11 protein-coding genes are annotated in these 13,412 nt (G+C 70.3%); 6 read left to right on the top strand and 5 right to left on the bottom strand.

Annotation, left to right across the window (positions count from 1 at the left end):
• Positions 1–100: 100 nt before the first annotated feature.
• The 5 genes from V7053_RS14740 to V7053_RS14720 all read right to left on the bottom strand — a co-directional run bounded on the left by V7053_RS14740 (position 101) and on the right by V7053_RS14720 (position 5,956).
• Positions 101–2,221 carry an elongation factor G-like protein EF-G2 gene (locus V7053_RS14740; RefSeq protein ID WP_334173028.1) on the bottom strand — a complete coding sequence of 707 codons (2,121 nt, stop codon included), beginning with the start codon at positions 2,219–2,221 and terminating at the stop codon, positions 101–103.
• A 64-nt stretch (positions 2,222–2,285) separates the two neighbouring features.
• The gene (locus tag V7053_RS14735; RefSeq protein ID WP_334173027.1) at positions 2,286–3,947 is read right to left on the bottom strand and encodes a sensor histidine kinase; all 1,662 of its coding nucleotides are present in this window, start codon (positions 3,945–3,947) and stop codon (positions 2,286–2,288) included.
• Positions 3,948–4,243: 296 nt separating this feature from the next.
• Positions 4,244–4,648 (bottom strand): VOC family protein, encoded by a 405-nt coding sequence (locus V7053_RS14730; RefSeq protein ID WP_334173026.1) that lies wholly within the window; start codon positions 4,646–4,648, stop codon positions 4,244–4,246.
• A gap of 10 nt (positions 4,649–4,658) precedes the next feature.
• Complete coding sequence (locus tag V7053_RS14725) at positions 4,659–5,144, bottom strand: helix-turn-helix transcriptional regulator (protein WP_334173025.1); 486 nt, start codon at positions 5,142–5,144, stop codon at positions 4,659–4,661.
• 41 nt (positions 5,145–5,185) lie between these two features.
• Entirely contained in the window at positions 5,186–5,956 is a 771-nt protein-coding gene (locus tag V7053_RS14720; RefSeq protein ID WP_334173024.1) for a potassium channel family protein, read from the bottom strand.
• 118 nt (positions 5,957–6,074) lie between these two features.
• Between V7053_RS14720 and V7053_RS14715 the strand changes: the two genes are divergently transcribed.
• The 6 genes from V7053_RS14715 to V7053_RS14690 all read left to right on the top strand — a co-directional run.
• A complete protein-coding gene (locus V7053_RS14715) occupies positions 6,075–7,439 on the top strand; it encodes a phenylacetate--CoA ligase family protein (RefSeq protein ID WP_334173023.1) in 1,365 nt (454 codons plus the stop codon).
• A 75-nt stretch (positions 7,440–7,514) separates the two neighbouring features.
• Complete coding sequence (locus V7053_RS14710) at positions 7,515–10,241, top strand: hypothetical protein (protein WP_334173022.1); 2,727 nt, start codon at positions 7,515–7,517, stop codon at positions 10,239–10,241.
• 33 nt (positions 10,242–10,274) lie between these two features.
• Positions 10,275–11,045, top strand: coding sequence for a maleylpyruvate isomerase N-terminal domain-containing protein (locus tag V7053_RS14705; protein ID WP_334173021.1), 771 nt, complete (start codon positions 10,275–10,277; stop codon positions 11,043–11,045).
• A 324-nt stretch (positions 11,046–11,369) separates the two neighbouring features.
• Complete coding sequence (locus tag V7053_RS14700; RefSeq protein ID WP_334173020.1) at positions 11,370–12,149, top strand: C1 family peptidase; 780 nt, start codon at positions 11,370–11,372, stop codon at positions 12,147–12,149.
• 224 nt (positions 12,150–12,373) lie between these two features.
• Positions 12,374–12,817 carry a hypothetical protein gene (locus V7053_RS14695; protein WP_334173019.1) on the top strand — a complete coding sequence of 148 codons (444 nt, stop codon included), beginning with the start codon at positions 12,374–12,376 and terminating at the stop codon, positions 12,815–12,817.
• Positions 12,818–12,945: 128 nt separating this feature from the next.
• The coding region (locus tag V7053_RS14690) for a glycogen debranching N-terminal domain-containing protein (RefSeq protein WP_334173018.1) at positions 12,946–13,412 on the top strand (467 nt) is incomplete at its 3' end.

Here is a 13,412-nt window from a genome sequence, read left to right as displayed (position 1 = left end):
CGTTAGGGCGGGACATTTCCGCGGCACATCATCTCCCAGGCCCAGCCCAGGCCCATGCCCAGGCCCAGGCCCAGCCCAGGACCGCATGCCACGCTCGCGCCTAGCTCCCGGCCACCGGATCGTGGCGCAGGTATTCGCGGCGGAAGCGGCCGGTTCCCGCGGTGAGGGCGCGGAGTTCGACGGCGTACCGGAGGAGTTCGACGTCGGGCACCTCGGCGCTGATCTCGGTCCTGGCCTCGGCTTCCGACGTCGTACCGGTGAGGCGCCCGCGGCGGGAGGAAAGATCGCTCATGACGGCGCCGACGTAGTCGTCCGGGACGCTGATCGTCACCGAGGAGACGGGTTCGAGCAGCTGGATCTTCGCGGCGGCGGCCGCCTCGCGCAGCGCGAGGGCTCCTGCCGCCTGGAACGCTGCGTCGGAGGAATCCACGCTGTGCGTCTTGCCGCCGACGAGCGTGACGCGGATGTCCACGACAGGGAAGCCCTTCGCCACGCCCTTCTCCATCTGCGAGCGCACTCCCTTCTCCACCGATGTGATGAAGGGGCCCGGGATCACCCCGCCGACGATCCGGTCGACGAATTCGAACCCGCCGCCGCGCTCGAGGGGCTCCACCTCGATGTCGCAGATCGCATACTGGCCGTGGCCGCCCGACTGCTTGACGTAACGCCCGTGCCCTGCGGCGCCCTCGGCGAACGTCTCGCGCAAGGGGGTGACGACGTCGACCGTCTGAAGCTTGACGCCCTGCTCGCGCAGGCGATCCAGCACAACCTCCGCGTGCGCCTCGCCCATGCACCACAGGACGAGCTGGTGCGTCTCGGGATTCCGCTCGACCCGCAGGGTCGGATCCCCGGCCGCGACCCGCGCGAGGTTCTTAGCGAGCGCGTCCTCGTCGCCATGGGAGGCGGCCTCGACCGCGACAGGCATGAGCGGCTCGGGCATGTCCCAAGCGGCGACCAGGAGGGGCTGGTCGCGCGACGACACCGTGTCGCCGGTCTCGGCTGACACCCGCGCGATGGCGCAGAGATCGCCCGCGACGGCGAACTGCACCGGGCGGAGGGTGGAGCCGAACGGGGAGTACAGGTGGCCGAGCCGCTCGTCGCTGTCGTGGTCGGGGTGGCCACGGTCTTCGAGCCCGTGGCCCGCAATATGCACTGGGGTATCCTCCCGGAGCGTTCCCGAGAAGAGGCGGACGAGGCACACACGGCCCAAGAAGGGATCGACCGTAGTCCGGACGACCTCGCCGACGAGCGGGCCGGCGGGATCGCACGCGAGCCCCTCGACTGGGTTCCCATTGAGCTCGGTCACCTCGGGGACAGCGTGCTCGACCGGCGACGGGAAGCCGCGCGTCAGCACCTCGAGGAGCTCCGCTGTGCCGAGGCCGTTCGTGGCCGAGGTGGGGATGACTGGGAAGAAGGACCCGCGGGCCACCGCGGTCTCAAGGTCGCCGATGAGGGTATCGAGGGCGATGTCCTCGCCGCCGAGGTACCGGTCCATGAGGGTCTCGTCTTCGCTCTCGGCGATGATCCCCTCGATGAGCTCGCCGCGGGCGGAGCCCCAGTCGGCGAGTTCGTCCTGCTCGGCCGGCCGGGACTGCGGCTGCAGCTCGTCGCCTGAGTAGTCCGAGACAGTGCCTGAGAGCAGCCCCAGCAGCTTCGTGGCTGCTCCGTCCGTTCGGAGCGGCAGATAGAGGGGGATCACCGACTCGCCGAAGGCCGCGCGGCATTCGGACAGGACGCCGTCGTAATCCGCCCGCGGGTGGTCCAGCCGGCTGATGACGACGGCGCGGGGCATGCCCACACGCTCGCACTCGGCCCAAAGCGCCGTCGTCGTCGCGTCGACGCCGTCGACCGCCGAGACGACGAACAGCGCCCCGTCCGCCGCACGCAGCCCGGCCCGCAGTTCGCCCACGAAGTCGGCGTAGCCCGGCGTGTCGAGCAGGTTCACTTTGATGTCGCCGACGACGACGGGAGCCACCGAGAGCGTCACGGACCGCTGCTGGTGCACGGCCGAGGGATCGGAATCGCCCACAGTCGTCCCGTCCGCGATCGACCCCATCCGCGAGATCGCCCCCGTCGAGGCGAGCACGGCCTCGAGGAGCATCGTCTTGCCCGCGCCCGAATGGCCCACGAGTACCACGTTGCGGAGGAGTTCCGGGCGGTCCGGTGCCGCCTCCGAGCTGGCCGTCCCTTTTGCCGAGCCGTTGGTGCCTTTCGCCGACATGAGCGCCTCCCTGTTCCGGGTCCGGGCCTTAATCCTGCCTCTCCAGACGCCCCTCGGCGAGGACTCACGACAAAGTCATATGCTGCTTCGCGGTCCGGAGGGGGAGTCGGAGGGTGAAGACGCTGCCCACGCCCACCTCGCTCGTGCACTCGAGCTCTCCGCCGTGCTGCTCGGCGACTTCCTTGGCGAGCGCGAGCCCGAGGCCCGTCCCGGGGATGCCCGAGCGGAGCGCGGCGTCGCTCCTCTGGAAACGCGTGAAGAGGCGGCTCATGTCCTCGGGGGCAATTCCAAGCCCTTCGTCGGCGACCTCGCAGACGGCCCAGGCACCTTCCTCCCTCGCGGTGAGCGTGACCGAGGTGCCAGACGGAGAGTATTTGAGGGCGTTCGAGATGAGATTGTTCAGGACGCGGACCAGGCCGGTGCGGTCGCCGAGGATCGGAAGTGCCGTCTCGATCGACAGGGCGAGCGTGATGCCGCTGTTCGCGGCCTCGGGACTGAACGAGTCGCTGGCCTGCCGGACCAGCTCCGAGAGGTCGAGCGGCAGTCGGATGCCGGCGGCCTCGGCCCCGGTGAGGGAGGCCGCGAGGATGTCGTCGACCATATGGTTGAGGTGCCGCGCGTTGCGCATCATGATCTGGAGGTCGGACTTCCCGGCGGGACTCAGCGAAGGGTCGTCTTGGAGCAGTTCGGCATAGCCGAGGATGTTGGTCAGCGGGGTGCGGAACTCGTGCGACATCGCCGCGAGGAACTTGTCGCGCGCGTGGACGGCGGCGACGACCTCGGTCACGTCGGTCGAGGCCAGCACGGTGCCGGCCGTCTTCCCGGACGCGTCGCTGAACTGCCGCCCGGAGACCGAGACGGTCCGAGCCTCGGGCCCGTGGCCCAACTGGTAGACCTCGTGCTCAAGGCTTTCCCCCGAGAGGACGCGCGCGAGCGGGCGCCGCTCGGTCGGAACCAGCTCGTCGGTGCCCTCGTGGTAGATGAGGAGTTCGGACTCGAGCGTGGTCTGGACATCCTCCGGCAGCGAGATCAGGTACAGCTGACGCTCCTTCGCGTTCAGATACGTGTTCTGGCCGTGGTCATCGAGCACGAGCACACCCACGTCGACGGTGTCGAGCACCGTGTTCAAGAGCCGTTCCCGGTTCTCGGTCCGCTCGAGCAGTTCCTCGACTCGGGCCTGCTGGCCCATGCCGCTGAGCGTCATGACCGAGGTTCCCACGCCGATCGCGAGGAGCATGAACGGGATGAGGAGGTTGGCGGCGAGGTCGTGGGGCTGCGCCTTTCCGCTGAGGAAGAGGGGAGCCCAGACCATGAGGAGCGCGGCGACTCCGCCGAGCGTCACCATGATCCGCGGGCGATATCCCGAGCCGGCGAGCCACATGGTGGGGAACACCGCGAGGATCCCCAGGCCGGCCAGCGTGGACTCCGTCGAATACCGCAGGATTCCGATCGGAATGAAGTCGAGCACCGGGACCGCGAGGAACCATCCGTACGGGATGCGATCCCACGGCAGCGATGCGGCGAGGGCCAACAGTGCGAGGGCAGAGGCCTGGGCGGTGAGGAATCCCGGGTCGGAGAGCTCCGGCGCGTCGATCAGTGCGATGAGGATGCAGATGAGCAGCAGAGTGAGGTTGAGCGGGAGCTGACTCAGCACCACGCGCCCTCGCATGCTCAGCTCGTGGAAGCGGATTCGGCCCAGCAATAGGACGTCCAAGAGCTTCTCCATAGTCCCCTCCGTGCTCCCGTTGCAGCGAGCTTGTCAAGCTCTTTGCCAGATAGGTCAATTCTGGGGCTGGGGGACGGGTGGCGGACAACCCCCATCTCCGTATGTCCTTCCTCGGTGGTGAACGGAGCGGTCTTGGTCCTGGTATTTTCCACGCATGCCGCGGTGGCAGGGCCGGCGTTGGGCCTCCTATGGCTCGGATTCTCGCTGCTGGCGCGGTCGCCCTCGCCGCGCCGGACGTCGCACACAGCACCGCCTCCGGCAAGCTGCCGGAGGCGGTGCTGGCGGGTCTTGGCAGGCTAGGCCTGCTGGATGCGGACCGTGTTGCCCGCGGGGTCGCGGAGCGCGGCGTCCCGCACGCCCCAGGGCTGGCTCATCGGCTCCTGCAGAACCTCGACGCCGGGGGCGGCCGCGGCCTTCTCGAACGTCGCGTCGAGGTCGTCGGCGCTGAAGTTGAGTCCGCCCAGCTCGCCCTTCGCGAGCAGCGCGGCGATCGCCTCCCCGTCCTCCTTCGAACGGCCTGCCTGGGGCTGGGACAGGACAATCTGGATCTCGGGCTGGTTCGGTGTGCTGAGGACGACCCAGCGGAAGCCTTCGCGAGCCACCTCGTTCTGAACGGTCAGGCCCAAGGTGTCGCGGTAGAAGGAGATGGCGGCGTCCGGATCATCGACGAGGACGTGAACGGTGCTGATGGAGATTGTCATGGAAATGATGCTAGGCGGGCGCCCTCACGAGTGCTTCTTCGAAACTGCTTGATTCCGGCTGTCCCGATGCCGAGGAGAGCGGTCCAGCGCTTGCCGCCCCGGTCTTCCGTGGTCGGGTCACGACCATGAGGTGGCAGCTCGGCAGGATCCGCCAGTCATCGTGATTCCGCGACCGGTAGGACGACGGCGATTCGCCGACGAGTTCGGTGAAGCGCGAGGAGAACGAGCCCAAGCTCGTACACCCGACCGCGAAGCAGATGTCGGTGACGCTCAGCTCCCCGTAGCGCAGCAGGGCCTTCGCCCGCTCGATCCGGCGGGTCATGAGGTACGCGTACGGCGTTTCGGAATAGGCCTCGCGGAAACGACGGCTGAAGTGCGCCGGCGACATGAGCGCCGTGCGGGCCAGGGAGGCGACGTCGAGCGGCTGCGCGTACTCGCGGTCCATCCGGTCGCGGGCTCGGCGCAGCCGCTTCAATTCGTCGAGGTCAACACCCATGCGTTCAGTGTGCACTCCGATGGGAGAACCTGCGAGTTCCGTCACTCGGTCCGCCCCTGCCGCCCCAGCCCGCGCTGCTCCTCAAGCGCCGCCGTCAACCGCGTCACCTGTCGCGTGAGCGCCTCGACCTTTGCCTCGAGCGTCTCATCGACCGCCTCGACCTCAGCCTCCATCTCTGCCTCCACTTCGGCGACCGTCTCCATCGTGATGTTCTCGACGAGCCAGGCCGCGATCGACGCGGTCACGACGCCGAGCACCGCGATGCCCGCGATCATGAGGACGGCCGCGACGCATCGGCCCACGAACGTCACGGGATAGTGGTCCCCGTATCCGACCGTCGTGATGGTTTCGAGGGCCCACCAGATGGCGTCCCCGAAGGACCGGATGTTGGAGCTGGGGTCGTTCTGCTCGACGTCCTCGACCGCGAGGGCGCCGCAGTAGACGATCATGCCGGCCGCCCCGAAGACGTACAGCAGCAGCCGCCCCCGAAGGGCGTCGCCGGCTCGGGACTGGACCACCCGGAGGAATGTGACGAGGCGTAGAAGCCGCAGCGGCCGGAGGGCGGGAAGCGCGAGGATGGCGAGTTCGTGCAGGTTGCGGACGAACCAGCGGCCGCGGTTCGGGGCGAGCGCGAGCTGGACGAAGTAGTCCACGATGAAGACACCCCAGGACGCGAAGACGAGGACATCGGCCCAGATGCCCTCCCGCTCGGGCAGGTTCGCGATGACCTGCACCGAGTACGCCACGAGGAACACGACGGCCGCCCCGATCATGGGCCACTCGGACAGCCTCCGCCACCGCTCCAGAGTCATGGCCGCAGGGTACTCCTGCCGACGCCGGAAGGCTCTCCCGCACGTGGCGTGATCGTTCCGCAGAGAGAGTCCACCGGCCCTATCCAAGCAGTGCCGTGACCATCTAGCGTTGGCCCGCATGAGCGCCGTGGACGCCGAGCTATTCACTCGCCTCCTCGCGCTCCGCGCTGCGTGGAGGACACATGAGCGCTGGAGTCCCGCCCGCATCGGCCTCCATCAGGTCGAGGGCTTCCAGCGGCTCCGGGCCTACGCCGTCGCCCGCTCGCGCTTCTACCGCGAGCGGTACGCGGGCCTCGAGCGGGCGCCGCTCGGCGCCCTGCCGCCCGTGACCAAAGACGAGCTCATGGACCACTTCGACGAGGCGGTCACCGCGCCGAGCCTGCGCCTCGCGGACATCGAGGCGCACCTCAACCAGATCGTGGAGGACGACGCCGACCCGTCCGTGCCGTGGCGCGGCCGATGGTGGGCGGCGGCGAGCGCCGGGACGACGGGGCGGCGCGGGATCTTCATCTGGGATCACCGCGAGTGGGCGTCCGTCATTGCCTCCTACGCCCGTGCGCCAAGCTGGGCCGGGCTCCCGAACAGGGTCAGGAGGCCGGTGCGCGTCGCCATTGTGACGACGCGGCGCCCGACCCACCAGTCCGCCGTCATCAGCGCGACGTTCAATTCGGTGATCTTCCCGACCCTGCGCCTCGACGCCGCCGACAGCCCCGCCGATCTCGCCGCGCGCCTGGGCGCCTTCCACCCCGATCTCCTCATCGGCTACCCCTCGGCGCTCCGGCCCCTCGCCGCCGAGCAGCTCGCCGGGCGCCTCAGCATCGAGCCCCGCGCCGTCCTCTCGGCTGCCGAGGTGCTGGACGCGTCGGCGTCCAAGGCCATCGAGGCGGCCTGGGGGAGCGCGCCGGTGGACATCTACGGCACGACCGAGACGGCGGGCATCGCCTCGACGTGCACGAGCGGGCGGCGGCACGTCTACGAGGACCTCGTGATCGTCGAGCCGGTCGACGCCGACTATCGCCCCGTGCCGCCCGGGGTGACGGGGGAGCGAATCCTCGTCACGGTCCTGTTCTCCCGCACGCTCCCGCTCATCCGCTACGAGATGTCCGACCGAGTCCGCCTCGGCGGCCACGGTTGCCCCTGCGGCCGGTCGTTCAGGCTCCTGGAAGAAGTCGAGGGCCGGGCCGAGGACATCCTCCACCTGCCGGGAGCCGAGGGCCCCGTCATGGTCCACCCCAACGTGTTCCACGACGTCCTGGAGAACGCCCCCGGGACCGGCTGGCAGGTGGTCCAGCGCGAGGAAGGGCTCGACGTCCTCGTCGCGGGCGCGCCGCTCGGAACAGATCTGCAGGGGCTGCGGGACGCCATCGCTCAGCGCCTCACGGCCCACGGCGTCGTCGGGACGCCCGTCCGGGTCTTCCCCGTCTACGAAGTGCCGCGAACCCCGCTCGGAAAGGCGAAGCTGGTGCGGGGCCTCCGGCCCTGACTCGGCCCGTGGACACGCCCGGGGCGCCGCCGTACTATCGATGGCAAGCGCTGGGGAAGGCCCTCGGAGAGCGCCATGTCCACAGCACCCCATGGATCCGCCCCCACGCTCGAAGTCCTCGAGCTCAGAGTCCACGGCGTCCGCAACACCCCGCCCCAGGAAATGCTGGGCACCACCACGGACAACGTCGAGCTCGCGCACGACGGCGTGATTCCCCTCGGCGACAGTCTCGCCGGCTTCTACACCCCCAAGACCTCCCTGCCAGGCCAGAAGACCCGCCTGGAGGCGTACAGCTGGGGCAACCTCGACCGCTTCTCGAAGGGGAACGGCTTCCTCGGAAAGCTGGGCCGCGTCCTCTACAACCTCGGCTGGTTCCTCATCGCACCGTTCGGCTTTGCGAACGCAGCCTACTGGGCCCGGGCGTTCCGGCCCGATCCGAGCCGTGAGGGCGGCATCCGCACCGGGAGCGGAGGCGCAGTGGTGCGGCTGTTCGGGCTGCTCCTCACACTCCTGCTCGTGGCCGCGGTCTCCACGGTCGCGTTCGACCTCGTGGCCGTCCAGTGCTTCCAGCCCACGGGGATCCCCGGCACGTGGAAGATCTGCAGCGCGCTCCCGTCCCAGTTCGACGGTCTCCGGGACCTCACCCGCGGTCAGCGGCTCGCGGCCCTCTCCCTCGCGCCGATCCTCGCCGTCGTCCTCGTCGCGCTGCTGGGCCTCGTCAGCGACGTCCGCTTCCGCACGCGTGCCGGGGACGCGGCCCGCGCCCTCGAGAACCGCACCGAGCGCGACGCGTTCGCGCTCGCAGTCCCGAGCCTCTGGGTCCGCCGCCGCATCAATTCGCCCACCGGGACGCTGCACCTCGCCGCGAGCATCCACCTCGTCGTCATCCTGCTCATGGCGGACGCCTGGTCGCGGGACGGCGCGAGCGCCCCCGCGCTCGTGTCTGTCGCCGGAGTGCAGCTCGCCGTCGTCGCGGCGGTGGTCGCCGCGTGGTCGCGGTCGGTCCACCCACCGATCGTCGCCGACTTCTGGTCGAGCCGCCATGTGTGGGCCGGCCTGCTCGTCGCGGCGGCCATCCTGACCTACGCCGCGTGCATCCTCACGGAGGTCCAGCTCCCCGACGAGAACGCGACCGCGCCGTTCACCGCGGGCCAGCTCACGCCGACCATCATCCTTGTCTGCCTCACGATCCTCGCGACCGTCGGGTGCGTGGTGCGTTCGGGCTACAACGAGTGGATCGCGACGGCGGTGCTCACCGTAGGGGTCGCCGCCCTCGTCCTCGCGGTGGGCGGGTGGCTCGACCCGCTGGGGTGGGGTGCGAATGCTGCCGCCCTCGCCGTCGTCGTCCTCTCGGGGCTCGGCTTCGTGGTGCCCTTCCTGGTGCTGCGCCGGCGCGATCCCCACCGGCGCGAGCACGCGTGGCACGGCGCCGGACCGGGCGTCTTCATGTACCTCGCGCTCGCGGTCGCCGCCTTCCTCGCCTCTGCCGTGGCCCTCGGCATCGGTTCGTACCTGCGCGCGGGGCGGCTGCAATCCTCGCCCGACCACGCAGACCCGCTGTTCCGCGACCTCACGATTCCCGCCGGCGCCCACGATGTCACCGTGCCGACGGCCTTCTGGGCGTTCGGGGGAGTGCTCGCGCTCATCGTCGTGTTCGTCGCAGGGCTCCTGTGTGTGCTCGCGTGGTTCGGGATGCGCAAGGCCGTCATCGCGAGCCCGCCCGTCGATCCGTCCGAAGCGGTCTTCGCCCGCGACATCGACGCCGTCCGGCGCTCGAGCGCGTTCATGCAGCGGGCCGAACCGCTGCTGCACGCGCTGAGCTGGGTCATCGGAGTGACGGTCACGGTCTCGCTCGCGTTCACGGTGATGCGGCAGGCGCAGGGCGGGACCGATCGCTGGACGTGGGTCCGGGGAGTCCTGGGCGCCTGGTTCGGCGGCAGCTCGGGCGTCGCGGGGTTCTTCGCCTTCGCACAGTGGGCGGTGCTCACGAGCGTCGTGCTCGGGGCGCTCGCCGTCCTCGCCGCGGCGGTCACGAACGCTGCGACGGTTGGCCGCGGTCGCCCCCTGGGGCTCCTCTGGGACCTCATGGCGTGGCTGCCGCGCGCCGCGCATCCGTTCGGCCCAGCATGCTTCTCCGAACGCGCGGTGCCGGAGCTCGCGGATCGCATGATCCGCTGGCTCGCGCCCGGCGGAACGCCTGCTCCTCAGCGCCGGGTGCTCCTCGCGACTCACAGTCTGGGCACCGTGCTCGGCGTGGCCGCACTGTTCCACCTCGCGGCGCTCGGCCATGCGGATCTGCTGCGCCGGGTGCGGCTTCTGACGTTCGGCATGCAGCTGCGCCCGTACTTCGGCCGGTTCTTCCCCGAGCTCTTCGGTCCCGAGGTCCTCGGCACGCCCGGCGTCGCGGCGCCGTCGTTCTGGTCCCCCGATCCGTGGGCCGGCAAGGACCTCGGGGACATCGCGGCGCCGTCGGGCGCCCGCACGGTGGCCGCCCGGGCAGCGGGCGACGGCGCGGGGTCGCCCCCCGTGGCCGGGGTCCCGCTCACGGGGCTGCTCGACATTCCCACCGGCGCGTTCGCGGTCGCGCCGCCGCGGCCGCAGCCCGTGTGGATCAACCTGTGGCGCCGCACGGACTACCTCGGCTTCCCCGGCTACTCGTATTCGGCGGTGCCCAACAACCTCGACCGGATCGCGCTCGAGATGGAGCCCGACTCGTACATGGCCCGCGTCGCGACCCACGGCAACTATCTCCCGACGCTCGCGTACCTCCAGGCACGCGACGACCTCCTCGTCGACTGGTGATGCGCCGGCGCCCCGGCGCGTTATCGTGGCCGCGTGACTCACGATGGGCTCCCCCTCTCCCCCCATGACTACGCGACCGCCGTGGACCGTCTTGACGCGCTGACCCGGCGCTTCGCCTCGGCGTCCGAGCGCATCTCCGACTGGGAAGCGCCTGTGCCCGCCTGCCCGCGATGGACGGCGCGCAGGCTCGTGGTCCATCTCGGGCTCATCCACGCGTGGGCCGCGGCCGCCATCGGCGCGGACGCTGCGCCCGCCGAAGCACGCTTCGAACCGGGTGACGCGCCGCTGCCCACGTGGTATCGGGCGCGAGCGGGCGAGCTCGTCGCAACACTGCGGGCGTGCGGGCCGGACGCGCGGGCGTGGACGCTGTGGGGAGAGCCAGTGGCCGCGTTCTGGGCGCGGCGGCAGGGGCACGAGACCACCGTGCACACGTTCGACCTCGCGCAGTCCCTCGCCGCGGGAGCGGGGGAGCCCGCGGCGGAGCTGTGGTTCGTCCCCGAGCAGGTTGCACTCGACGGCATCCGCGAGATCGTCGAGGGCTTCTACCCCCGGCAGGTGCGGCTCGGGCGCTCCGCCGGGCTGCCCGGCGTCGTCCACGTCGAGGTGCGCGCGGACGACGGCGAGCAGCTCGCAACGCTCGACGTTCCAGTGCACGGCCGTCCGGGGGAGGGCCCCGGCGCCGTGCTCGGCACCGTCGCGGGCACGGCCGCCCAGCTGTACCTCGGGCTCTGGGGACGGGCGCCGTTGCCGGGGGCCGCGCCCGAACTCGCCCAGGCCATCCGCGAAGCGCACCTCACGCCGTAGTCTGGCGCCATGCTGGCCGGCCCCGAGGTCGGCGCCGAGGTCGGCGCCGAAGCGCTGCGGATCGAGTAGCCCTCCACATAGTCCGTCAGGCCTCTTGACAACTCCATCGCGGGGTTAATAAAATCGAGGGACAAATAACCGAGTCGGTCCTGATTCCCCCAGCGTCAGGACCGAACGCGCCAGCCGGGCGCCGGACCCGTCCTCCGAAGAAGGCCCACCTCCTTGTGTGAGGCCGAGCTACGAACCCGGCTGGAGGCGCACTTCCCGCCCACGCGGTCCGCATCAGCTCGGGCGGTCTCGGCCGCCGTGCGAAAGGTCTCACCGATGACCACGCCCACTGCTTCTCACGGCACCCACGGCTACGGCTGGGTGCCCGACGTCCCCGACCAGCGGGACCACCTCTTCGCGGCCCCGCCCGCGGTCCTCGGCGCCCTCCCGGCGTCGACCGATCTCAGCGCCCAGTGCCCACCGGTCTACGACCAGGGGCAGCTCGGCTCGTGCACGGCGAACGCCATCGCCGGCGCGCTCGAGTTCGACGCAGACAAGGAGGGCATCTCGGGGTACACAACCCCCTCGCGACTCTTCATCTACTACAACGAGCGCGTCATGGAGAACACGGTCTCGAGTGACTCCGGCGCCCAGATCCGCGACGGCATCAAGTCCGTGGGTGCGCAGGGTGCCTGCCCCGAGACCGAGTGGCCTTACGACATCACCAAGTTCGCCGACCAGCCGAGCCAGCAGTGCTACACCGACGCGAAGCAGCACAGGGCGGTCGCCTACCAGCGCGTGGCCCGGAGCCTCCAGCAGATGCAGGGCTGCCTCGCGGCCGGGTACCCGTTCGTGTTCGGGTTCACGGTCTACGAGTCGTTCGAGAGCCAGGACGTCGCGCAGTCGGGTGTGGCTCCCATGCCGGCGCCCAACGAGCAGGTCTTGGGCGGCCACGCGGTCGTCGCCGTCGGCTACGACAACGCGAGCCAGCGCTTCCGCGTCCGTAACTCATGGGGGACGGGGTGGGGGCAGGGAGGCTACTTCACGATGCCCTATCAGTACCTTCTCTCGACGGGGCTCTCGAGCGACTTCTGGACCATTCGGATGGTCAGCTGAGGCCGAAGAGGGGGTTCGGGACGGATCGGGCGTGCGGCGGGTGTGCACGCCCGATCTTTTTATGATCTCCGGCCAGACGGCAGTCCGCTCCCACTTCCCAGCAATTGCTCGGGGTGGGACCTTTGGCCCTTGGGCCCGCTCGTTGCGCTCCGGGATGCTGAGGGGGTTCCCCCGCACGCAATCAGACGTCGTGGTCGCCATGAAAGCCACGGGAAGGAAACCCCATGACCGTTACCGCAGCCCCGGCCCCTGCTCCTCTTCTCCTGAAGGACACCCTTCTGGCCCGTTGGGCCAGCGTGCGAGCCTCCCTCGTGCTCGAAGGCGCACCCGAGAACCGCGCGCTGACGGAGGCCGCGAGGCTGGGAGCGCTGGAGTCGTGGGAGACGATCAACGGCCTGCGGCGTCGTGAGCGCGCAGTCGGAAGCGCGGCAGCGGCCTCGACGCTCGAGGCAGCGCTGCGCCCTCTCCAGAACGTCGTCATCCAGCTGCTCCGCAGCCCCGGAGACGCCGTCGGCGCCGACGAGGCCGTGCGGAGCGCGCAGCGCAGCTTCGAGAGGGTTGCCGAGAGCGGCGTTGCCCGCATCGATCCCCGCGCAGTGACCGCCGTACGGGCCGTGTTCCGCTCCCTCCACGAGCTGCTGCGCCGCCCGATCTCCAGGGCGGCGTGACCATCTGATCGAAAGATCTCGGAGCCTTCTCGGCTCTTCCCGTGGCGTTTGATTGATCAAATTCGATAAGGTCTGCAGAGTTTGGCAGACGGACCGATGAGTCGACCACCCACAGGAAGCGACCTACCATGCCCGAGAAGCTGCAGCCCTTCCTCCATGACCTCGAAATCGTCCTCCGGGCGCCGACCCAGGCCTGGTCCGACCGCGATGGCCAGATCCGCGCGGCTGCCCCGGGGGGTGCAACCGTCCAGGGCGTGATGCACTCGGACGTGCGGGTCCTGAGCGAGGCGGTGCTCGAGGTCGGCGGTCAAGAGCCGGAGCCGGCCGGGTCATGGCACGACGACGACGGCCGGCTCGTCGTCGTCGGCCTGCCCCGCAACCTCGCGGTGGCTTGGGGCGATCCCGTGGCCCGGATCCGCCGCGCGCGCCGGGTCGACCCGGGCGTCATGGAGGAAGAGGTCGAGTTCGCGTGCGCGACCGAGGAGCCCGTCTCGGCCGAGGTGACCGTGCGGCTCGCCGCCGACCTCGCACCCATGGAAGCCGTGAAGTCGGGCATTCCCACGCAGCCCCTCGCCGCGTCCGAGGCCGGTGGGGT

The organism is Sinomonas sp. (assembly GCF_036848755.1).
Taxonomy (GTDB): Bacteria; Actinomycetota; Actinomycetes; order Actinomycetales; family Micrococcaceae; genus Sinomonas.
The sequence above is the reverse complement of the archived record's forward strand: the minus strand, read 5'-3'. Positions and strand labels throughout refer to the sequence as shown.

Excerpts from the sequence above, each read along its gene's own strand:
- V7053_RS14700 (WP_334173020.1), top strand. The coding sequence starts at position 11,370 with ATGACCACGCCCACTGCTTCTCACGGCACCCACGGCTACGGCTGGGTG.
- V7053_RS14735 (WP_334173027.1), bottom strand. The coding sequence starts at position 3,947 with ATGGAGAAGCTCTTGGACGTCCTATTGCTGGGCCGAATCCGCTTCCAC.
- V7053_RS14695 (WP_334173019.1), top strand. The coding sequence starts at position 12,374 with ATGACCGTTACCGCAGCCCCGGCCCCTGCTCCTCTTCTCCTGAAGGAC.
- V7053_RS14725 (WP_334173025.1), bottom strand. The coding sequence starts at position 5,144 with ATGGGTGTTGACCTCGACGAATTGAAGCGGCTGCGCCGAGCCCGCGAC.
- V7053_RS14730 (WP_334173026.1), bottom strand. The coding sequence starts at position 4,648 with ATGACAATCTCCATCAGCACCGTTCACGTCCTCGTCGATGATCCGGAC.
- V7053_RS14715 (WP_334173023.1), top strand. The coding sequence starts at position 6,075 with ATGAGCGCCGTGGACGCCGAGCTATTCACTCGCCTCCTCGCGCTCCGC.
- V7053_RS14720 (WP_334173024.1), bottom strand. The coding sequence starts at position 5,956 with ATGACTCTGGAGCGGTGGCGGAGGCTGTCCGAGTGGCCCATGATCGGG.
- V7053_RS14740 (WP_334173028.1), bottom strand. The coding sequence starts at position 2,221 with ATGTCGGCGAAAGGCACCAACGGCTCGGCAAAAGGGACGGCCAGCTCG.
- V7053_RS14710 (WP_334173022.1), top strand. The coding sequence starts at position 7,515 with ATGTCCACAGCACCCCATGGATCCGCCCCCACGCTCGAAGTCCTCGAG.